Here is a 21,530-nt window from a genome sequence, read left to right on the forward strand (position 1 = left end):
CGAACGCCCCCTCCTCCTGCTCGACCCCGCTGCAGTCCGTCTGCGCCCTCTTCGACGAAGCGGCAGCGCCCTCGCACGGCTGGTCCCGGAACGCCGCCCACATCGACACCCACGCGATCTTCCTCTCCTCGGCGAACTCCCGTACCTGGGCGCCGTCCTCCAGGGTGAACGTCTCGGTCGCGACATCGTTCCGGCCGATCATCGACGTGAGGGCCAGCCCCTGCCAGGCCGCGGAGTCCGAGAGGTCGAAGATGTCGGCGAGCTGGTCGTGGACCGCCTCGGCGGACTGCTCGGCGTAGTCACCCATGTCACCGTCGTACGAACTGCCGTAGTTCATGGTCATGATGTTGACGGTGCGGACCTGGACGGAGTTGTCGTTCGCCGAGTCCAGCAGCGCCACGCTCTCGTCGCCGAGGCCGGAGGGCATGACGGGCAGCGTGAAGGAGACGGTGAGGTCGGGGCGTTCCTTCTGGAGCAGGGCTATCGCCTTCGAACGCAGCTCCACCGACTCGGAGTCCCGCAACGCGTCCCCCTCGACATCGAAGTCGGCCTCGGTGGCCCCGGCCGCGTCGAGCGCCTTCCCGTAGGCCGCCGCCAGCTCGGACGCGCTGTCACAGGTCTCGGCGAGCTCCGTGCCCGACGCCCCGCCGAAGGACACCCGCACCGTCGCACCCGAGTCCGCCAGCGCCGAGATCCGGGACTTCACCGCGGAATCGCCGATCTTCGCCCTTCCGTCCCAGGCCGGCGTGCAGTCGTCGCCGTCCGCGATCACGAACGCCAGGTTGTACGCCGACGCCGAGCCCGCCGAGTCGAGACCGGACGCGGTCGTCGCGCTCACATAGGGCGCGTACGCCGTCGCCGACTCCGCGCCCGTGCCGGTATCGCCAGTACCGCCCGTACCGCCGGTATCACCCGGTCCGCCGGTACTGCTCGGTTTCGGCTGGGCCTGCGCCGTGGACGCGGCGTCGGTGTCCTCCTCCGTGCCCGAGGAGCAGCCCGTGCCGGCCAGCGCCAGCAGGCAGACCAGTCCGGCGGCCGACCTCAGAAAACTCCGCATTTCGCGTGCACCCGCTCTCGTGATCGTTTCGTGATTGGCCGTGATGTGTGTCTCAGGGCGGAAACAAGAACTGTTTCCCCAGGGGAAATGAATCACACGTGTCTGTGCTTCATGAAGATCATTCGGGCGCAGGCGATTCATGGGAAAGATGGCCCGCACGTGGACAAGTCGGGCTATCGGATGGGAAATTACGGGTCATAAGCATCTCTGGTCACTCACACAGGCGTTCTTGGATTCTCTAAGGAAGGCCACAGGTTAAGGCGTTTCTCATGGGCTTCTCACATGGGAAACCGAGAACCCGCCACATAAAAGCTGCCTAATATCCGGGGAATGCAATACGAGTCCGCCATCGAAAACTCAGGCTCCGCGCACACCCCGGGAGCCGCTCCCGAGGCCGCCGCACCCGCCCGCGGCCGACGCCGCCGACGCGGTCAGGGAGCCGGGTCCGAAGAGGGCCCCGTGTTCGTCGACAACTCCGGCCGCAGGGCCCGGCTGCTGCGCCGGATCGGCATGCTCCTCGGCGTCGCGTCCCTCGGCTACGCCGTCGTGCTCGGCATGGCGTTCATGGGCTGGGGCATCTCGGCCTCCCCGACCGAGCTGTTCCCCTTCGGCGGTGGCGGCGGCCAGGCCGGCGCCCCGGCCGGTGGCCCGCAGCTCCAGGGCGGCCGGGGCGGTGTCGTCCCCTCGGGCGCCCCCGGCGGCACCCCGCCCTCGGGCGCCTCCACCGCCCCGTCCCCCGCTGTGTCCGCCGGCACGGCCTCCCCCGCCAACGCCGACTGACCGGAGCGCGGACACCCCGATGACTACGACGACACCCCCGCGCCGACGCCGGCGCGCCCCCTCCAGGATCGAGCGGGCCCGCGGCAAGGCAGCCGCTCTCCAGAAACCCCGTGCGATCCTCGCCCTGTTACTGCTGCTCGGACTGACCAGCGTGATGCTGCTCGACGGCTATCTGCGCGCCGAGGTCGGCGGCGACGAGCGCGTACGCACCGGAGCCGGCGCCGACGACGTACCCGACGACATCCTCGACGGCGGGCCCATCCTCACCTTCCGCGGCGGCCAGGCGCAGACCCGGTCCGTGCCGGACAGGACGATCGCGCTCACTTTCGACGACGGGCCGAACCCGACCTGGACCCCGAAGATCCTCGAGGTGCTCCAGAAGTACGACGTCCCGGCGACCTTCTTCGTCGTCGGCTCGATGGTCACGCGCTACCCGGACATCGCGAACGACATGGTCGACCAGGGCCACGAGATCGGCATCCACACGTTCACGCACGTCGACCTCTCGTACCAGAGCGACGCCCGCGTCACCCGTGAGATGACCCAGACCCAGCTCGCGCTCGCGGGTGCGGCCGGGATCACGACGACGCTGTTCCGCGCGCCGTACTCCTCCAAGGTCGACGCCATCGACAACTACAGCTGGCCCGTCTACCAGAGGCTCGGCGAGGAGGGCTACACCAGCGTCTTCGTCGACACCGACAGCGACGACTGGAAGAAGCCCGGCGTCAAGAAGATCGTCAAGTGGGCCACACCGGAGGACGGCGAGGGCGCGTCGGTCCTCATGCACGACGCGGGCGGCGACCGCTCGCAGACCGTGAAGGCGCTCGGTACGTACATCGAGAAGATGCAGGCGAAGGGCTACACCTTCACCACCGTCAGCGGCGCCATCGCGCAGCAGCGCGCGGAGGAGAGCGGGAACCAGAGCGAGGGCCAGGAGCAGGGCCAAGGCCAGGGCCAGGGCCAGGAGCAGGACCAGCAGGCGGCCACCCCGGGGACTGCCGGTCAGCAGCCGCCGGGCGCGGAGGACGCCCAGGGCGGTGTCCAGGGCGCTGAGGGCGCGCAGGGTGGTGCGCGAAGCGGCGACGGCGCCGGCGACCTCCAGGCCGCCCACCGCACAGCCACCGGCGCGACCCTCTACGAGGGCAAGGCGCTCGTCGCGGCCGTGTACGTCGCCGAGTGGACCGTACCGGCGCTCTCGGTCGGGCTCGCCGTCGTCGGCGTCGCCGTCATGGGCCGCTTCGGGATGATGCTGGTCCTCGCCCGCCGCCACCACCGGCAGCGCAACAAGCGCCGGTTCAGCTGGGGGGAGCCGATCACCGGCCCCGTGGCGGTGATCGTGCCCGCGTACAACGAGAAGGAGTGCATCGCCAACACCCTCGGCTCCCTCGCGCAGAGCACCCATCCGATCGAGATCATCGTCGTCGACGACGGCTCCACGGACGGTACGGCGGACATCGCGGCGGGCCTCGGCCTGCCCAACGTGCGGGTCATCCGCCAGGCCAACGCGGGCAAGCCCGCCGCCCTCAACAACGGCGTACGGAACGCCAGTTACGACATCGTCGTGATGATGGACGGCGACACGGTCTTCGAGCCCGACACCGTACGGCAGCTGGTGCAGCCCTTCGCCGACCCGGGCGTCGGCGCGGTCGCGGGCAACGCCAAGGTCGGCAACCGCAACACCATGATCGGCGCCTGGCAGCACATCGAGTACGTGATGGGCTTCAACCTCGACCGCCGCATGTACGACCTGCTGCGCTGCATGCCCACCATCCCCGGCGCGATCGGCGCGTTCCGCCGTGACGCCGTGCTGGAGGTCGGCGGGATGAGCGAGGACACCCTCGCCGAGGACACCGACATCACCATCGCCATGCACCGGGCCGGCTGGCGGGTCGTCTACCAGGAGCACGCCCGCGCCTGGACCGAGGCACCGGGCTCCCTCAAGCAGCTGTGGTCGCAGCGCTACCGCTGGTCGTACGGCACCATGCAGGCGCTGTGGAAGCACCGCAAGTCCCTCACGGACAAGGGCCCCTCGGGACGCTTCGGCCGTGTCGGCATGCCGCTCGTCGTCGTCTTCCAGATCCTCACACCGGTCTTCGCGCCACTGATCGATGTCTTCACGGCGTACGCCATGATCTTCGTCGACTTCCAGGCGTCCCTGCTCGCCTGGCTGGCCGTCCTCGGTGTGCAACTCGTGTGCGCGGCCTACGCGTTCAAGCTGGACAAGGAGAAGTACCGGTATCTGCTGATGCTTCCGCTCCAGCAGCTCGCGTACCGCCAGATGATGTATCTGGTCCTGATCCACTCCTGCATCACCGCCCTCACCGGCGGCCGGCTGCGCTGGCAGAAGCTGAAGAGGACGGGTGAGGTGGGGACCCCGGCGGGGGCGGGCTGATGGGCTCGCACCGCAGAGGCGGTCCCACGGTCGCCGCCCGCGCGCGTACGAGCGCCGCCGGAGCCCCGCCGCCGACCCCGGACCGGGCTCCGACCCCGGACCGGGCTCCGACCCCGGACCGGGCTCCGGCCTCGGACCGGGCTCCGGCCTCGGTCCCTGACCCGGCCAGGGCTCCGGCCCCGCCCCCGGGCGCCGGCCCGGCCAAGGCCCGACCGTCCGGGCGCGACCGCTACTTCGACACCCTCCGTGCCGTCGCCCTCGTCCGTGTCGTCACGTACCACACCTTCGGCTGGCCCTGGGCGGGCATGCTGTTCCCCTCCATGGGAGTCATGTTCGCCCTGGCCGGCACCCTGATGGCGAAGTCCCTGGAGCGCCCGGCACCGAAGGTGATCAGGGACCGGGTGCGCCGTCTGCTGCCGCCGTTCTGGTTCTGGGGCTTCTTCGTGGTCGTCGCGATGATGATCCACGACTGGATACCGGGCTGGCAGATCGTCTTCTGGGTGCTCCCGCTGGGCGACCCGCCGGGCAACGCCTGGGGCGAGCAGGCCTGGGACATCCTCTGGTACCTGCGGACGTATCTGTGGTTCGTGGTGCTGTCGCCGCTGCTGCTGAGGGTGTTCCGGCTCGCGCCCGTGCCGGTGCTGCTGCTCTCCCTCGCCCCGATCGCGGTCCTCCACTTCCTGTGGCGGCCACCGGACGACCGGTTCGGCAGCGCGCTGACCGACCTGGCCACGTTCCTCTTCTGCTGGATGCTCGGCTTCGCCCACCGCGACGGGGTCCTGCGGAGGCTGAGGCCGGGCCCGGTGGCCGCCGGCTCGCTCGCCGCGCTGGCGTACGGCGCCTGGTACGCGCTCACGCACCAGGCCGAGTACGGCACGTACGACCTCGACGACATCCCCCTCGCCCAGGCGTTCTTCTCGGCCGGGTTCGTGACGCTGCTGATGTACGCGAAGGAGCGGTTCGCGGTCGGCTTCTCCCGGCTCACTCGTCTCAGGCGGCTGGACCGGCTGGTGACGGTGTTCAACGCCCGCGCCGTCACCCTCTATCTCTGGCACGAGATCGCGCTGGTCCTGGCCGTCCCGCTGATCGACCGGTTCTGGGACGTCCCCGCCTTCGAGAGGTATCTGCCGCTGGAGAGCCAGTGGTTCATGTTCGGCGTCGGCTGGGTGCTGATCGCCGGCTTCGTGCTGCTGTGCGGGTGGGTGGAGGACGTGGCGGCACGGAGGAAGCCGAGACTCGTGCCGTAGGGAGACGTGTGGAGACGGGGCCGGTGCCGGTAGGGAGGCATGCGGAGACCGGGCCGGTGCCGCAGGGCGCGCGGACGGGCCGGGCGCGGGTGCGTCCGGCCCGTACTGCCACAATGGGCCCGTGACCCGCGCATCCCTGAACAAGCAGCCACACGAAGTCGCCTCGATGTTCGACGACGTCGCGGAGCGGTACGACCTCACGAACGACGTGCTGTCCCTGGGCCAGGACCGGCGATGGCGCAAGGAGGTCGCGAAGGCGGTGGACGCGCGCCCCGCGCAGAAGGTCCTCGACCTCGCCGCCGGTACGGCCACCTCCTCGCTGCCGTTCGCCCGGACCGGCGCGTACGTCGTACCGTGCGACTTCTCCCTAGGGATGCTCCGCGTCGGCAAGCAGCGGCACCCCTGGCTGCCCCTCACGGCGGGCGACGCGACGAAACTCCCGTTCAAGGACGACACCTTCGACGCGGTGACGATCTCCTTCGGGCTGCGCAACGTCCAGGACACGGACAGCGCGCTGCGCGAGATGCACCGGGTGACCAGGCCGGGCGGGCGGGTGGTGATCTGCGAGTTCTCCCATCCCACGTGGACGCCGTTCCGCACCGTCTACACCGAGTACCTGATGCGCGCCCTCCCGCCGGTGGCCCGCGCGGTCTCCTCCAACCCCGACGCGTACGTCTACCTCGCCGAGTCCATCCGTGCCTGGCCGGACCAGCCCGCCCTGGCCGAGCGGCTGCGCAAGGCGGGCTGGGAACAGGTGGCGTGGCGGAACCTGACGGGTGGTGTGGTGGCGCTCCACCGGGGGTTCAAGCAGCCGTAACCGGGCCGGCGCATCCCGTACCACCCCGGTACGGGGACGGGCGCCCCGTTCCTACCTCAGCACGGGGAACGGATCCCCCGGCTCGTCCAGCTCCCACTGCAAGCCGCCCGGCGGCGGCCCGCCCCGGCGCGGCTCACGCACGCCGGCGCCTCCACCGCCCTCACCCTCACCGAGGTCGAACCACACGGTGACCACCGCTCCGCGCGGCACCTCGGTCCCCGGTGACGGGTACTGGCGTACGACGTAGTCGACGACGGCCAGATGGAAGTCGGGGCGGTCGGGCGCGGCGAGCAGTACACCTCGCGCCTGAGCCGTCTCCCGCGCGTCCACGGCCATCAGACCGACGAGCCGCGGTACGCGCACTTCGGGTGTCTTGGGTGTTATGCGCACAGATGTCACCCCCAGCGGTACCGGCAGGGTAACCGCGGGGGCGTACCGGCCGGAAGCGGTCGGTGTCTATCTGTAGCGAACGGCTACCGTGGGTCACAGGGTGAGTCGGTATCGGTGGCCGACCCGCTGTGACTTCGGGGAGGTGAAGACCTGCTCCAGCTCCATGCCCAGGCGCTGGGTCACGGCGATGGACCGCTTGTTGTCGGCGACGACCATCGCGATGACGCTGGGAACACCCGCCCGGCGTACGCGGTCGAGTGTCTCGTGGGCGGCGGCGGTGGCGTACCCCTTGCCCCAGTACGGCCGGGCGAGGCGCCAGCCGATCTCGATCTCGCCCTTCGCGCCACCCCAGTCGTGCGGCCACGGCTGGGCGCCCGTGAAGCCCATGACCCGGCCCTCCGTGTCGAGCATGGTCCACAGGCAGAAGCCGTGCTCGGCGTCATGGCGTCGCTGACGGGCGGTGAGCTCCTCGTAGACGGACAGCTCGGCGGACCTGCCTCCGTGGAACTCCATGACCTCGGGGTCGTCGAAGATCCGGTGCCAGGCGACGGCGTCCTCGTCGGTGGGGACGCGCAGCCGTACGTCGGGGAGAGCTCTGTTCACAGGGGCAGCCCTTCAGCCGGGTGATCGGTACCGCTGAATAGACTGCCCATGTCCAGTGCCCGTCAGCACGTTGATTTCGAGTCTTCACCGGCTCGGATTCCGGCACGCTGATCCGAGACTCGGGGAGAACCCGCCGTGACCGAGCCCCAGCCCCTTACCGAACACACCGCCGATGTGATCGTCGTCGGGGCCGGACCAGCCGGTTCCACCACCGCCTACCACCTGGCCAAGTCCGGGCTCGACGTCCTGCTGCTGGAGAAGACCGCCTTCCCGCGCGAGAAGGTGTGCGGCGACGGTCTGACGCCGCGTGCGACGAAGCAGCTGGTCTCGATGGGCATCGACATCTCCGAGGAGGCCGGCTGGCTCCGCAACAAGGGGCTGCGCATCATCGGCGGCGGGGTCCGCCTCCAGCTCGACTGGCCGGAGCTCGCCTCGTACCCGGACTACGGCCTGGTCCGCAAGCGCGACGACTTCGACGAGCAACTCGCCCGGCAGGCCCAGAAGGCGGGCGCGCGGCTGTACGAGCGGTGCAACGTCAGCGGGCCGATCGTCGACGACCGGACGGGCCGTATCACGGGCGTGACGGCGAAGCTCGGTGACGCCGGGTCGGGCGACAAGCGAGAGGTCTCCTTCCACGCGCCGCTGGTGGTGGCGGCGGACGGCAACTCCACCCGCCTCTCCCTGGCGATGGGTCTGCACCGCCGAGAGGACCGCCCGATGGGCGTCGCGGTCCGTACGTACTTCACGAGCCCACGCCACGACGACGACTACCTGGAGTCCTGGCTGGAGCTCTGGGACCGCCGGGGCCCGGGCGAGGACCGTCTCCTCCCCGGCTACGGCTGGATCTTCGGCATGGGTGACGGCACGTCGAACGTCGGCCTGGGCGTCCTGAACACCTCGGACTCCTTCAAGGAACTGGACTGGCGCGAGGTCCTGAAGGCCTGGTGCGCCTCGATGCCGGAGGACTGGGGCTACACGCCGGACAACATGACCGGGCCGATCCGCGGCGCGGCCCTCCCCATGGCCTTCAACCGCCAGCCCCACTACACGAAGGGGCTGTTGCTGGTCGGCGACGCCGGTGGCCTGGTGAACCCCTTCAACGGCGAGGGCATCGCCTACGCCATGGAGTCCGGCCAGATCGCCGCCGACGTCATCGTCCAGGCCCACGCCCGGGCGACCCCGGCCCAGCGCGAGCTCGCCCTGCAGAGCTACCCCCGGATCCTGAAGGACACCTACGGCGGCTACTACACCCTGGGCCGCGCCTTCGTGAAGCTCATCGGCAACCCGAAGGTCATGAAGCTGGCGACCCAGCGCGGCCTCACGCACCCGCTTCTGATGAAGTTCACCCTCAAGCTCCTCGCCAACCTCACCGACCCGACGGGCGGCGACGCGATGGACCGCATCATCAACGGCCTGAGCAAGGTGGCGCCGAAGGCGTGAGCGGCGTCCGGCCTCTCGGGAGCCGAGAGGCCGAGCCGCGGCCGGGGCCGAGCGCCGGGTCTGAACGGCCCGTGCGTTCGGCCTCTTCGGGGGCGCAGGGTGAACTCACCGGCTGCGCCGCCCGGTCGCGGGAAGGCGTGGCTGAGGACCGGCGCCCGCACACCGGCAGGAGTTCATGCGCGTGAGTGAAACGGGCGCGCCTGCGAGCGGTACGTCCGTACGCCGGAGGGCACGCCGAGGAACGCCGGAGGGGCAGGCCGGGGGAACAGACCCCGGAAAGGGCCGACGGAGGGCCTGTGGGGCCCCTGCAACGGCGTGAGGGCTACCGCCCCGAGGCGGTAGCCCTCACCCTGCAGAAAGTGCTCAGAGACAGAAACTGCTCAGAGAACCCGCACCGCACCCGTCGCCGGGTAGCCGGAGAGGTCCTGGATCACGACGCCCTTGGAGGGGTTGGCCGCGTCGAGGTACTTACCGCCCCCGATGTAGACACCCGTGTGGTACGCGGAACCCTTCGCGCCCCAGTAGAGGATGTCGCCGACCTGCAGGTTGGAGAGCGAGACCTCCGTGCCGACGGTCGACTGGTCCTGCGAGACCCTGGGAAGGTCGACGCCGGCCTGCCTGAACGCGGCCTGGACGAGCGAGGAGCAGTCCCACGCGTTGGGGCCCGTGGCGCCCATGACGTAGGCGTCGCCCACCTGCGCCTTGAGGAAGCTGATGACCGTCGCGACACTGCCGCTGGCCGGGGCCGCAGCCTCGGTGGAGCCCGACGTCGAGGTCAGGGTGGTCCGCTCGGCGGAGCGCGTGGCGCGCTCGGCGGCGGCCCGCCGCTCGGCCTCGGCCTTCTTCTTGGCCTCCGCCTTCGCTTCCTTGAGGTCCGCCTCGGCCTGCTTGGCCGCCTTGGCGGCGGCCGCGTCACGCTCGGCCTGGAGCTCGTAGTTCGCCGCGGCCTGCTGCATCGTGTCCGCGGACTGGGCCACCTGAGCGGCCACGTCGGACGTGAGCGTGGGCAGTTCGATCGTCTGGGTCACGGGCTCCGCGGCGTTCGCCGACGCGGACGCACCGGCCACTGCCACGGTGCCGAGAATGCCACCGGCAACACCGGCGCGCATCGCGATCTTCGACGCGCTGCGGCGGGGTTTCCGGTGGCTGCGTATGTGAGCGGTGTGGGACATGGGTACAACCGGTACCAGGGGCTCCTCCATACCTTCAAGAAACGTGTGCTGCGCCACAGTTGTTCAATCCACCCCCTGAAAACCCTCCACGCGGCTCCTTATTGACGCCGTAACGGACATTGCGGACACTGTCGATCAAGCCTGTGATCATGGGCTTTCGTCGTTACGCCCGAATTGCTCTGGGCCTACCACTGGTCACGCCAGGTGGCCAAGCCCGGTTCTTTGGCGGCCCTCAGGGTGTGGCGCAGGTCACAGAAGCGTCACCGCGACGAGTGCGTTCTGTGCGTGAAGCGGGACCGCGCGGCGCTCGTGAACGCGTGCACGTGTCCATATCGCTGCCGCGCCTCCCTCGGAGGTGTGAGCGCACCCCTCTATCAAGCGCCCGCGTCCACGGCGAATTTGCATGCACGGGAAGCCTCTTGATATGGAGACGACCCTCGTGACCAGCGGCTACGATCGAGATTGTCACTTCTGGTGATCGCTCTGACGCTTCGGGTGTGAAGATCACCTCTCATCCGACTTCATGATCGTTCGTCAGGTGGTGGAGATCACAAAGTCCTTGGTGTACCCCGTGTCGCAGATCACAGACCGGCGGGCATAGGATGCGGGGCAGTTGGGCTTGTGACCTGCTTCACATGTTCTCGATCTTCGCCGGGGCGGGCGGGGCTCGTGGGACCGGTGGGGCCGGTGACAGGTCCGACGCAACCGCCAGCAGTCAGCGCCGACTGAGAGGAGCGAGGAGCGGTGAACGCGTATGCGCCCATCCTCGTACTGGGAGCCCTCGGGGCAGGCTTTGCGATCTTCTCCGTGGTCATGGCCACGCTGATCGGTCCGAAGCGTTACAACCGGGCCAAGCTCGAAGCCTACGAGTGCGGTATCGAGCCGACCCCCACGCCGGCCGGCGGCGGGCGTTTCCCCATCAAGTACTACCTGACGGCGATGCTTTTCATCGTCTTCGACATCGAGATCGTCTTCCTCTACCCCTGGGCCGTCACCTTCGACGCCCTGGGTGTTTTCGGGCTCGTGGAGATGCTGCTCTTCGTGCTCACCGTCTTCGTCGCGTACGCGTACGTATGGCGGCGCGGCGGCCTGGAATGGGACTGAGGAGCCTTATCAATCATGGGACTCGAAGAAAAACTGCCGAGCGGCTTCCTGCTGACCACCGTCGAGCAGGCCGCGGGCTGGGTGCGCAAGGCGTCCGTCTTCCCCGCCACCTTCGGCCTCGCCTGCTGTGCCATCGAGATGATGACCACGGGCGCGGGGCGCTATGACCTGGCCCGCTTCGGCATGGAGGTCTTCCGCGGCTCACCCCGCCAGGCGGACCTCATGATCGTCGCGGGCCGGGTCAGCCAGAAGATGGCGCCGGTACTGCGGCAGGTCTACGACCAGATGCCGAACCCCAAGTGGGTGATCTCCATGGGGGTCTGCGCCTCGTCGGGCGGCATGTTCAACAACTACGCCATCGTCCAGGGCGTCGACCACATCGTCCCGGTCGACATCTACCTCCCCGGCTGCCCGCCGCGGCCGGAGATGCTGATGGACGCGATCCTCAAGCTCCACCACAAGATCCAGAACTCCAAGCTCGGTGTGAACGCCGAGGAGGCGGCCCGCGAGGCCGAGGAAGCCGCGCTCAAGGCGCTCCCCACCATCGAGATGAAGGGGCTGCTGCGATGAGCGACGCGAACGGTACGAACGGGGTCAACCCCGAGAAGGACCTCGGTGCCTCCAACCTCCCCGGCCAGCGCGGCGAGGGCGGCGAGGAGATCCGTGTCCAGCGCGGGATGTTCGGCGCCAACAACGGCGGCGACACCTCCGGCTACGGCGGCCTGGTCCGCTCCGTCCGGCTGCCGGGCCCGGCCACCCGCCCCTACGGCGGCTGGTTCGACGAGGTCGCCGACGAACTCGAGGGCGCCCTGGAGGAACAGGGCCTCGTCCCCGAGAACGTCATCGACAGGACGGTCGTCGACCGCGGTGAGATGACCTTCCACATCGAGCGCGAGTACCTGGTCGCGGTCGCCCAGACCCTCCGCGACGACCCGGCCCTCCGCTTCGAGCTGTGCACCGGCGTCTCCGGCGTCCACTACCCGGGCGACAAGGGCCGCGAGCTGCACGCCGTCTACCACCTGCGCTCGATCACCCACAACCGGTTGATCCGCCTCGAGGTCTCCGCCCCCGACGCCGACCCGCACATCCCGTCGCTCGTCTCCGTCTACCCGACGAACGACTGGCACGAGCGCGAGACGTACGACTTCTTCGGCATCGTCTTCGACGGCCACCCGGCGCTGACGCGGATCATGATGCCGGACGACTGGCAGGGCTTCCCGCAGCGCAAGGACTATCCCCTCGGCGGTATCCCCGTCGAGTACAAGGGCGCCCAGATCCCGGCTCCGGACCAGCGGAGGTCGTACTCATGAGCACTCCCAACCCGTCACCCGGCCACCACCCCTCATCGAGTCCCTTCGGGACCACCTCTTCGATGGCAGCCGCACGGGAAACCACCGAGGGCGCCGTATACACGGTCACCGGTGGCGACTGGGACGAGGTCGTCGAGACCGCGGCCAGGGCCGACGACGAGCGCCTGATCGTCAACATGGGCCCGCAGCACCCGTCCACCCACGGCGTGCTCCGGCTCATCCTGGAGATGGACGGCGAGACCGTCACCGAGGCCCGCTGCGGCATCGGCTACCTCCACACGGGCATCGAGAAGAACCTCGAGTACCGCACCTGGACCCAGGGCACGACCTTCGTGACCCGCATGGACTACCTGACGCCGTTCTTCAACGAGACGGCGTACTGCCTCGCCGTCGAGAAGCTCCTCGGCATCGAGGACCAGGTTCCGGACCGCGCCTCGATCATCCGTGTGCTCCTGATGGAGCTGAACCGTCTCTCCTCCCACCTGGTGTGCATCGCCACCGGCGGTATGGAGCTGGGCGCCACCACGATCATGATCTACGGCTTCCGCGATCGTGAACTCATTCTCGACATCTACGAGCTGATCACCGGCCTCAGGATGAACCACGCGTACATCCGGCCCGGCGGACTCGCCCAGGACCTGCCGCCGGGCGCGGTGGACCAGATCCGCGAGTTCGTGAAGAAGATGAAGAAGAACCTCCCCGAGTACGACAAGCTCGCCACCGGGAACCCCATCTTCAAGGCCCGTATGCAGGACGTCGGCTACCTCGACCTGGCCGGCTGCATGGCCCTCGGCGCCACCGGCCCGATCCTCCGCTCGGCGGGCCTGCCCCACGACCTGCGCAAGGCGCAGCCGTACTGCGGATACGAGACGTACGACTTCGACGTCCCGACCGCCGACAGCTGCGACTCCTACGGCCGCTTCCTGATCCGCCTGGAGGAGATGCGCCAGTCGCTCCGGATCATCGAGCAGTGCCTCGACCGGCTGCAGCCCGGCCCGGTCATGGTCGCCGACAAGAAGATCGCGTGGCCCGCGCAGCTCGCCCTGGGACCGGACGGACTGGGCAACTCCCTGGACCACATCAAGAAGATCATGGGCACCTCCATGGAGGCCCTGATCCACCACTTCAAGCTGGTGACCGAGGGCTTCCGCGTCCCGCCGGGACAGGCGTACGCGGCGGTCGAGTCGCCCAAGGGCGAACTCGGGGTGCACGTCGTCTCCGACGGAGGCACCCGCCCCTTCCGGGTCCACTTCCGCGACCCGTCCTTCACCAACCTGCAGACCATGGCGGCGATGTGCGAGGGCGGCCAGGTCGCCGACGTCATCGTCGCCGTCGCGTCCATCGACCCCGTGATGGGAGGCGTCGACCGGTGACCACCACCCCCGAAGGCGTCAGCCTGGGCATGCCCCAGCTGCCCGCGCCCGACTACCCGGACGACGTGCGGGCCCGGCTGGAGCGGGACGCGGCGGAAGTCGTCGCCCGCTACCCGGACTCCCGCTCGGCCCTGCTGCCACTGCTGCATCTCGTGCAGTCGGAGGAGGGCCACGTCACCCGCACCGGCATGCGCTTCTGCGCCGAGGTGCTCGGCCTGACCACGGCCGAGGTCACCGCGGTGGCCACCTTCTACACCATGTACCGGCGCAAGCCGAGCGGTGACTACCAGGTGGGCGTCTGCACCAACACCCTGTGCGCGGTGATGGGCGGGGACGCGATCTTCGAGTCGCTCCAGGAGCACCTGGGCGTCGGCAACGGCGAGACCACCGACGACGGCAAGGTCACCCTGGAGCACATCGAGTGCAACGCGGCCTGCGACTTCGCGCCGGTCGTGATGGTCAACTGGGAGTTCTTCGACAACCAGACCGTGGACAGCGCGAAGCAGCTCGTCGACGACCTGCGTGAGGGGGTGCAGGTCGAGCCCACCCGAGGCGCCCCCCTGTGCACCTTCAAGGAGACCGCGCGGATCCTGGCGGGCTTCCCCGACCAGCGGGAGGGCGCCGTCGAGGCCAGTGGCAGCGCCGGACCCGCCTCGCTGATCGGCCTCCGCCTGGCCAAGGGAGAGGCCACACCCGCGCGCGTGGTGCATCCGCGGGACGGCGGACCCCACGACGAGCCGCAGGACAGGGCGCCCCGGGACGCGACGCCGCACGAGCCGTCGCCCGCCGAGCACGCCAGCTCGCACGACGCGCCGCACGACACGTCGGCCTCCGACCCGGCCCACCCGGCGGGTCCTGTCGCAGAGGAGGGGGAGTGATGACGTTGGCACCCGAGGTCAGGGGCACCAGCCCCGAGAAGCTGCTCGCACCCGTGCTGTCGGCCTTCTGGGACGAGGACAGGTCCTGGTCGCTGGACGTCTACCGACGACACGACGGGTACCAGGGGCTCCACAAGGCGCTCGCGATGTCACCGGACGAGGTGATCGCGTACGTCAAGGAATCCGGGCTGCGCGGCCGAGGCGGCGCGGGATTCCCCACGGGAATGAAATGGCAGTTCATTCCCCAGGGGGATGGAAAACCGCACTATCTAGTTGTCAACGCCGACGAGTCGGAGCCCGGGACGTGCAAGGACATCCCGCTCCTCTTCGCGAACCCGCACAGCCTCATCGAGGGCATCGTCATCGCCTGTTATGCCATCAGGTCTTCGCATGCCTTCATCTATCTGCGTGGTGAAGTCGTCCCCGTGCTGCGGCGGTTGCACGAGGCCGTCCGTGAGGCCTACGCGGCGGGCTACCTCGGCACGAACATCCTGGGCAGCGGACTCGACCTCGAACTCACCGTGCACGCGGGCGCGGGCGCGTACATCTGCGGTGAGGAGACCGCACTGCTGGACTCGCTCGAAGGCCGCCGTGGACAACCGCGGCTCCGTCCCCCCTTCCCTGCCGTCGCGGGCCTCTACGCGTGCCCGACTGTTGTGAACAACGTCGAGTCGATCGCGTCGGTTCCCGCCATTCTGAACAACGGCAAGGAATGGTTCAGGTCGATGGGCAGCGAGAAGTCGCCGGGCTTCACGCTCTACTCGCTCAGCGGCCACGTCGCCCAGCCCGGCCAGTACGAGGCCCCGCTCGGCGTCACGCTCCGCCAGCTCCTCGACATGAGCGGCGGGATGCGGCCGGGCCACCGCCTCAAGTTCTGGACGCCGGGCGGCTCCTCGACCCCGATGTTCACCGACGAACACCTCGACGTCCCCCTCGACTACGAGGGCGTCGGCGCGGCCGGTTCCATGCTCGGCACCAAGGCCCTGCAGTGCTTCGACGAGACCACGTGCGTCGTCCGGGCCGTCACCCGCTGGACCGAGTTCTACGCCCACGAGTCCTGCGGCAAGTGCACGCCCTGCCGCGAAGGCACGTACTGGCTCGTGCAGTTGCTGCGCGACATCGAGGCCGGCAAGGGCGCCATGTCCGACCTCGACAAGCTGAACGACATCGCCGACAACATCAACGGCAAGTCCTTCTGCGCCCTCGGCGACGGCGCCGCCTCGCCGATCTTCTCCTCCCTGAAGTACTTCCGAGAGGAGTACGAGGAGCACATCACGGGCCGGGGCTGCCCCTTCGACCCGGCCAGGTCCACCGCCTGGGCCGACCAGGACAAGCACGCGGAGGTGAACGCATGACAGTGACCACCAGCGCTCCCTCCGGAGGGGGAGAGGCGGCGGTCCCGCCGGAGGATCTCGTCTCGCTGACGATCGACGGCGCCGAGATCAGCGTGCCCAAGGGCACCCTGGTCATCCGGGCCGCCGAACAGCTCGGCATCGAGATCCCCCGGTTCTGCGACCACCCGCTGCTCGACCCGGCCGGCGCCTGCCGCCAGTGCATCGTCGAGGTCGAGGGCCAGCGCAAGCCCATGGCGTCCTGCACGATCACCTGCACCGACGGGATGGTCGTCAAGACCCACCTCACCTCCGCCGTCGCCGAGAAGGCCCAGAAGGGTGTGATGGAGCTCCTGCTCATCAACCACCCGCTGGACTGCCCGGTCTGCGACAAGGGCGGCGAGTGCCCGCTGCAGAACCAGGCCATGTCGCACGGCCACTCCGAGTCCCGCTTCGAAGGCAGGAAGCGCACGTACGAGAAGCCCGTGCCGATCTCCACGCAGGTGCTGCTCGACCGCGAGCGGTGCGTGCTCTGCGCCCGCTGCACCCGGTTCTCCAACCAGGTCGCCGGCGACCCGATGATCGAGCTCATCGAGCGGGGCGCGCTCCAGCAGGTCGGTACCGGCGAGGGCGACCCCTTCGAGTCGTACTTCTCCGGGAACACCATCCAGATCTGCCCGGTCGGCGCGCTGACCTCCGCGGCGTACCGCTTCCGCTCCCGTCCCTTCGACCTCGTCTCGTCGCCCTCCGTGTGCGAGCACTGCTCCGGCGGCTGCGCCACGCGTACGGACCACCGGCGCGGCAAGGTCATGAGGCGGCTCGCCGCCCACGACCCCGAGGTCAATGAGGAGTGGATGTGCGACAAGGGGCGGTTCGGCTTCCGGTACGCGCAGCGTCCGGACCGGCTGACGACCCCGCTCGTCCGCGGCGAGTCCGGTGAACTGGAGCCCGCGTCCTGGCCGGAGGCCCTGGCGGCCGCCGCCCAGGGGCTGCTCGCGGCGCGGGGCCGCGCCGGTGTCCTGACCGGTGGCCGCCTGACCGTCGAGGACGCGTACGCGTACAGCAAGTTCGCGCGCGTGGCCCTCGACACGAACGACATCGACTTCCGCGCGCGCGTGCACAGCAGCGAGGAGGCCGACTTCCTGGCCACCCGGGTCGCGGCCCGCGGACACGACCTCGACGGTACGGGCGTCACGTACGCCTCCCTGGAGAAGGCGCCCGCGGTGCTGCTGGTCGGGTTCGAGGCCGAGGAGGAGGCGCCCGGCGTCTTCCTGAGGCTGCGCAAGGCCTGGCGGGGACACGGACAGAAGGTGTTCTCGCTGGCCACATACGCGACCCGGGGCCTGGAGAAGGCCGGCGGCATGCTGCTGCCCGCCGCTCCCGGCACCGAGACCGAGTGGCTGGACGCTCTCGCGAGCCGGGTCGGTCTGAGTGAGGACGGGGCGAAGGCCGCCGACGCGCTGCGCACCGAAGGCGCGGTGATCGTCGTCGGCGAGCGGCTCGCCGGAGTGGAGGGCGGGTTCACCGCCGCCGTACGGGCCGCGTCCGCGACCGGTGCCGAACTGGTGTGGATTCCGCGCCGGGCCGGGGAGCGCGGCGCGATCGAGGCGGGCGCGATGCCGTCACTGCTGCCCGGCGGCCGCCCGGCCACCGACCCGCGTGCGCAGGACGAGGTCGCCCGAGTGTGGGGCGTCGCCGTACTCCCGCACCGCTACGGACGTGACACCGGACAGATCATCGAGGCCGCCGCCGGCGGCAAGCTCGGCGCGCTGGTGGTGGCGGGCGTGGAGGTCACTGACCTTCCCGATCCGGCACGCGCGCGTGAGGCACTCTCCGGGGTGGACTTCCTGGTGTCGCTGGAACTGCGCCCCGGTGACGTCACCGAGCACGCGGACGTGGTCCTCCCCGTGGCAGCCGTCGCCGAGAAGCCGGGCAGCTTCGTCAACTGGGAGGGCCGGGTACGCCCCTTCGAGGCATCCCTCAAGCCCGACCAGATGACCCGCCGCCTCGCGCCCACCGACGGCCGCGTGCTCCAGATGCTGGCCGACGCCATGGACGTCCACCTGGGGCTGCCCGATCTGCGCACCACGCGCGCGGAGATCGACCGCCTCGGGAAGTGGGACGGGCCGCGGGCCTCCGAACCCCTGGCGTCCTCCGGTCAGTCGCCCCGCCCCGCCGCCGGTGAGGCGGTCCTGGCCGGGCACCGGCTGCTGCTCGACCAGGGCAGGCTCCAGGAGGGCGACGAGGCGCTCGCCGGGACACGGCACGCCGCACGCGCACGCGTGTCGGCCGCCACGGCCGCCGAGGCGGGCGTCAAGGACGGCGACGCCCTGGCGGTGACCGGCCCGGCCGGGTCCGTCGCGTTCCCGCTGCAGATCACCGAGATGCCCGACCGCGTGGTGTGGCTCCCACTGAACTCCGCCGAGGCGGGTGTCGCCTCCGACACCGGGGCACTGCCCGGCGCACTCGTCCGCATCGGCCCCGCGACGCTCGCCGCCGAGGCCCCCGAGGAGGTGGAGGCATGAGCCCCTTTCTCGCCGCTGAAGACCTCTCCATGTTCGGCCGCGACCCATGGTGGCTGGTCGTCATCAAGGCGGTGTTCTGCTTCGCCTTCCTGATGCTGACCGTGCTCTTCTCCATCGTGTGGGAGCGCAAGGTCGTCGCCTGGATGCAGCTGCGCATCGGCCCCAACCGGCACGGCCCCTGGGGCATGCTCCAGTCGCTCGCCGACGGCATCAAGCTGATGCTCAAGGAAGACGTCATCGTCAAGCGCGCGGACAAGGTGGTCTACGTCCTCGCACCGATCGTCGCGGCCATCCCGGCCTTCATGGCGATCGCGGTGATCCCCTTCGGACCGGCCGGCAACGAGATCTCGATCTTCGGCCAGCGCACCACGATGCAGCTCACCGACCTGCCGATCGCGATGCTGTACGTCCTCGCGGTCGCCTCGGTCGGCATCTACGGCATCGTGCTGGCGGGCTGGAGCTCCGGTTCCACGTACCCGCTGCTCGGCGGTCTGCGCTCCTGCGCGCAGATGATCTCGTACGAGATCGCCATGGGCGCCGCCTTCGCCTCCGTGTTCCTCTACTCGGGGTCGATGTCGACGTCGGCGATCGTCGAGGCCCAGGAGGACCGCTGGTACATCGTGCTGCTGCCGGTCTCGTTCCTGATCTACATCGTCACGATGGTCGGCGAGACCAACCGCGCCCCCTTCGACATGCCGGAGTCCGAGGGCGACCTCGTCGGCGGCTTCAACACCGAGTACTCGTCGATCAAGTTCGCGATGTTCATGCTCGCCGAGTACGTGAACATGGTGACGGTCTCGGCCGTGTCGGTGACGCTCTTCCTCGGCGGCTGGCGGGCCCCGTGGCCCATCAGCACCTTCTGGGAGGGCGCCAACCACGGCTGGTGGCCGATGCTCTGGTTCGTGGTGAAGGTGCAGCTGCTGCTGTTCTTCTTCATCTGGCTGCGCGGCACGCTTCCGCGCGTCCGCTACGACCAGCTGATGAAGCTCGGCTGGAAGGTCCTCATCCCGGTCTCCGTGGTCTGGCTGATGCTGGTCGCGACCGTGCGGACTCTGCGCAACGAGAACTACGACTTCACCGAGATCGCGCTGTACGTCGGCGCGGGCGTCCTCGCCCTGTTCCTGATCTCGTCCGCGGCGGACATGTTCATCAACCGGCGCGAGGCGGAGCAGAAGCCCGCCGAACCCGCCGCCTTCGACCCCATGGCCGGCGGATTCCCCGTACCGCCGCTGCCCGGACAGACCCCGTCACCGGTGCCGCGGAGGCGTCCGCGCAGTGAGCGGGAGCTGATTGTCAGTGGCGGGTCCGATACTGACAGTGACGGATCTTCGAGTGGAAGGGAGGCGTCCGATGGCTGAGAAGCCGAAGGAGACCAAGCCGGGTTTCCAGAACCCCGTCGCCGGCTTCGGCGTGACCTTCAAGGCCATGTTCAAGAAGCGGCTGACCGAGCAGTATCCGGAGCAGCAGAAGACCACGGCCCCCCGGTTCCACGGCCGGCACCAGCTCAACCGCCATCCGGACGGCCTGGAGAAGTGCGTCGGCTGCGAGCTGTGCGCCTGGGCCTGCCCCGCCGACGCCATCTACGTGGAGGGCGCGGACAACACGGACGAGGAGCGCTACTCACCGGGTGAGCGGTACGGCCGCGTCTACCAGATCAACTACGCCCGCTGCATCCTGTGCGGCCTGTGCATCGAGGCGTGCCCCACGCGCGCGCTGACGATGACCAACGAGTTCGAGCTGGCCGACTCCAGCCGCGCCAACCTCATCTACACCAAGGAACAGCTGCTCGCAGGCCTCGAAGAGGGCATGGTCGACTCCCCACACGCGATCTACCCCGGTATGGACGAGCAGGACTACTACCGGGGGCTCGTCACCGAGGCCGCGCCCGGTACGGAGCCTCAGGTCGCCCTTTCCAAGGGCGAGGTCCCCCAGGAGGGCGCCTCCACCTTCGGTGAGGACGAGCCGGCGTCGAAGAAGGTGATCGGCTGATGACGCAGTTCGCCGCCTACACCACCTCCACCGGTGAGGCGTTCCAGTTCTGGGTGCTCGGCACGATCGCCGTGATCGGCGCCCTGTGCACCGTGTTCATGAAGAAGGCCGTGCACAGCGCGCTCTGCCTCGCCGGCACCATGATCGTCCTGGCGGTGTTCTACCTCGCCAACGGCGCCTACTTCCTGGGCATCGTGCAGATCGTCGTCTACACCGGCGCGATCATGATGCTGTTCCTGTTCGTGGTGATGCTTGTCGGTGTCACCGCGGCGGACTCCCTGAAGGAGACCATCAAGGGCCAGCGCTGGCTGGCCCTTCTCTGCGGCCTCGGCTTCGGCATCCTGCTCATCGCGGGCATCGGCAACGCCTCGCTGAAGGAGTTCGACGGCCTGGGCCAGGCGAACGCGAACGGCAATGTGGAGGGCCTCGCCGCCCTCATCTTCACGAAGTACGTGTTCGCCTTCGAGCTCACCGGCGCCCTGCTCATCACGGCCGCCGTCGGCGCCATGGTGCTCACGCACCGTGAGCGCACCGAGCGCGCCAAGACCCAGCGCGAGCTGGCCGAGCAGCGTGTCCGCGAGGGCAAGCACCTACCGCCGCTGCCGGCGCCCGGTGTGTACGCCCGGCACAACGCGGTGGACATCGCGGGCCTGCTCCCGGACGGCACCGCGTCCGACCTCACCGTCAGCAAGACGCTGCGCGACCGCGGCCAGATCCGTGACGTGTCGGCCCAGGCGCTGAGCGACCTCAAGGCCCTGGAGCAGCGCGCCGAGGACCGCCTGGAGCGCACGAACAGCGGGGAGGGATCGAAGTGAACCCCGTCAACTACCTGTATCTCGCCGCGCTGTTGTTCACGATCGGCGCCACCGGTGTGCTGATCAGGCGGAACGCGATCGTGGTGTTCATGTGCGTCGAGCTCATGCTCAACGCCTGCAACCTCGCGCTCGTCGCCTTCTCCCGGATGCACGGCAACCTCGACGGCCAGATCATCGCGTTCTTCACGATGGTCGTCGCCGCAGCGGAGGTCGTGGTCGGACTCGCGATCATCGTGTCGGTGTTCCGCGCCCGCCACTCGGCCTCGGTCGACGACGCCAGCCTGATGAAGCTGTAAGGGGTCGGAAG

Annotated in this window: 20 protein-coding genes; 16 read left to right on the forward strand and 4 right to left on the reverse strand. The window is 69.4% G+C overall.

The window, feature by feature from the left end; genetic code table 11:
- Window positions 1-1,057 (reverse strand): chitinase (locus tag FNH04_RS14175; protein ID WP_152784062.1); only part of this gene is annotated, 1,057 nt, incomplete at its 3' end.
- A 459-nt stretch (window positions 1,058-1,516) separates the two neighbouring features.
- Between FNH04_RS14175 and FNH04_RS14180 the strand changes: the two genes are divergently transcribed.
- The 4 genes from FNH04_RS14180 to FNH04_RS14195 all read left to right on the forward strand — a co-directional run bounded on the left by FNH04_RS14180 (window position 1,517) and on the right by FNH04_RS14195 (window position 6,293).
- Complete coding sequence (locus FNH04_RS14180) at window positions 1,517-1,837, forward strand: hypothetical protein (protein ID WP_322723037.1); 321 nt, start codon at window positions 1,517-1,519, stop codon at window positions 1,835-1,837.
- Window positions 1,838-1,856: 19 nt separating this feature from the next.
- Window positions 1,857-4,229 carry a bifunctional polysaccharide deacetylase/glycosyltransferase family 2 protein gene (locus tag FNH04_RS14185; protein ID WP_152784064.1) on the forward strand — a complete coding sequence of 791 codons (2,373 nt, stop codon included), beginning with the start codon at window positions 1,857-1,859 and terminating at the stop codon, window positions 4,227-4,229.
- A complete protein-coding gene (locus FNH04_RS14190) occupies window positions 4,229-5,476 on the forward strand; it encodes an acyltransferase family protein (protein WP_152784065.1) in 1,248 nt (415 codons plus the stop codon). The genes FNH04_RS14185 and FNH04_RS14190 overlap by 1 nt, the downstream gene beginning before the upstream one ends.
- 121 nt (window positions 5,477-5,597) lie before the next feature.
- Window positions 5,598-6,293 (forward strand): demethylmenaquinone methyltransferase, encoded by a 696-nt coding sequence (locus FNH04_RS14195; protein ID WP_322723038.1) that lies wholly within the window; start codon window positions 5,598-5,600, stop codon window positions 6,291-6,293.
- 51 nt (window positions 6,294-6,344) lie between these two features.
- Here the strand turns inward: FNH04_RS14195 and FNH04_RS14200 are convergent, their stop codons facing one another.
- Both FNH04_RS14200 and FNH04_RS14205 read right to left on the reverse strand, forming a co-directional pair.
- Window positions 6,345-6,683, reverse strand: coding sequence for a PASTA domain-containing protein (locus FNH04_RS14200; protein ID WP_322723039.1), 339 nt, complete (start codon window positions 6,681-6,683; stop codon window positions 6,345-6,347).
- 93 nt (window positions 6,684-6,776) lie between these two features.
- A complete protein-coding gene (locus tag FNH04_RS14205; protein ID WP_322723040.1) occupies window positions 6,777-7,286 on the reverse strand; it encodes a GNAT family N-acetyltransferase in 510 nt (169 codons plus the stop codon).
- Between the two features lie 135 nt (window positions 7,287-7,421).
- On the opposite strand from FNH04_RS14205, the gene FNH04_RS14210 reads away from it, so the two are divergent.
- Window positions 7,422-8,726, forward strand: a complete 1,305-nt coding sequence (locus tag FNH04_RS14210) for a geranylgeranyl reductase family protein (protein ID WP_322723041.1) — start codon at window positions 7,422-7,424, stop codon at window positions 8,724-8,726.
- A 380-nt stretch (window positions 8,727-9,106) separates the two neighbouring features.
- On the opposite strand, the gene FNH04_RS14215 is transcribed toward FNH04_RS14210, so the two are convergent.
- Entirely contained in the window at window positions 9,107-9,928 is an 822-nt protein-coding gene (locus tag FNH04_RS14215) for a C40 family peptidase (RefSeq protein ID WP_152784070.1), read from the reverse strand.
- A gap of 714 nt (window positions 9,929-10,642) precedes the next feature.
- On the opposite strand from FNH04_RS14215, the gene FNH04_RS14220 reads away from it, so the two are divergent.
- The 11 genes from FNH04_RS14220 to nuoK all read left to right on the forward strand — a co-directional run bounded on the left by FNH04_RS14220 (window position 10,643) and on the right by nuoK (window position 21,519).
- Window positions 10,643-11,002 carry an NADH-quinone oxidoreductase subunit A gene (locus tag FNH04_RS14220; protein WP_007383963.1) on the forward strand — a complete coding sequence of 120 codons (360 nt, stop codon included), beginning with the start codon at window positions 10,643-10,645 and terminating at the stop codon, window positions 11,000-11,002.
- Window positions 11,003-11,017: 15 nt separating this feature from the next.
- Window positions 11,018-11,572 (forward strand): NuoB/complex I 20 kDa subunit family protein, encoded by a 555-nt coding sequence (locus FNH04_RS14225; protein WP_055635348.1) that lies wholly within the window; start codon window positions 11,018-11,020, stop codon window positions 11,570-11,572.
- On the forward strand, window positions 11,569-12,312 hold the full coding sequence (locus tag FNH04_RS14230) for an NADH-quinone oxidoreductase subunit C (RefSeq protein WP_152784072.1): 744 nt from the start codon (window positions 11,569-11,571) through the stop codon (window positions 12,310-12,312). The genes FNH04_RS14225 and FNH04_RS14230 overlap by 4 nt, the downstream gene beginning before the upstream one ends.
- A 62-nt stretch (window positions 12,313-12,374) precedes the next feature.
- Complete coding sequence (locus tag FNH04_RS14235; protein WP_228031366.1) at window positions 12,375-13,685, forward strand: NADH-quinone oxidoreductase subunit D; 1,311 nt, start codon at window positions 12,375-12,377, stop codon at window positions 13,683-13,685.
- A gap of 29 nt (window positions 13,686-13,714) precedes the next feature.
- Window positions 13,715-14,563 carry an NADH-quinone oxidoreductase subunit NuoE gene (nuoE, locus tag FNH04_RS14240; protein WP_152784094.1) on the forward strand — a complete coding sequence of 283 codons (849 nt, stop codon included), beginning with the start codon at window positions 13,715-13,717 and terminating at the stop codon, window positions 14,561-14,563.
- On the forward strand, window positions 14,560-15,918 hold the full coding sequence (gene nuoF / locus FNH04_RS14245) for an NADH-quinone oxidoreductase subunit NuoF (protein WP_322723042.1): 1,359 nt from the start codon (window positions 14,560-14,562) through the stop codon (window positions 15,916-15,918). Before nuoE ends, nuoF begins: the two co-directional genes overlap by 4 nt.
- Complete coding sequence (locus FNH04_RS14250; RefSeq protein ID WP_152784078.1) at window positions 15,915-18,419, forward strand: NADH-quinone oxidoreductase subunit G; 2,505 nt, start codon at window positions 15,915-15,917, stop codon at window positions 18,417-18,419. Before nuoF ends, FNH04_RS14250 begins: the two co-directional genes overlap by 4 nt.
- Complete coding sequence (gene nuoH, locus FNH04_RS14255; protein ID WP_152784080.1) at window positions 18,416-19,777, forward strand: NADH-quinone oxidoreductase subunit NuoH; 1,362 nt, start codon at window positions 18,416-18,418, stop codon at window positions 19,775-19,777. The genes FNH04_RS14250 and nuoH overlap by 4 nt, the downstream gene beginning before the upstream one ends.
- On the forward strand, window positions 19,770-20,408 hold the full coding sequence (gene nuoI, locus FNH04_RS14260; protein ID WP_152784082.1) for an NADH-quinone oxidoreductase subunit NuoI: 639 nt from the start codon (window positions 19,770-19,772) through the stop codon (window positions 20,406-20,408). The genes nuoH and nuoI overlap by 8 nt, the downstream gene beginning before the upstream one ends.
- Entirely contained in the window at window positions 20,405-21,223 is an 819-nt protein-coding gene (locus FNH04_RS14265) for an NADH-quinone oxidoreductase subunit J (protein ID WP_152784084.1), read from the forward strand. Before nuoI ends, FNH04_RS14265 begins: the two co-directional genes overlap by 4 nt.
- The gene (nuoK, locus tag FNH04_RS14270) at window positions 21,220-21,519 is read left to right on the forward strand and encodes an NADH-quinone oxidoreductase subunit NuoK (protein WP_322723043.1); all 300 of its coding nucleotides are present in this window, start codon (window positions 21,220-21,222) and stop codon (window positions 21,517-21,519) included. The genes FNH04_RS14265 and nuoK overlap by 4 nt, the downstream gene beginning before the upstream one ends.
- Window positions 21,520-21,530 lie beyond the last annotated feature (11 nt).

The organism is Streptomyces phyllanthi, from assembly GCF_009377205.1.
GTDB lineage: Bacteria > Actinomycetota > Actinomycetes > Streptomycetales > Streptomycetaceae > Streptomyces > Streptomyces phyllanthi.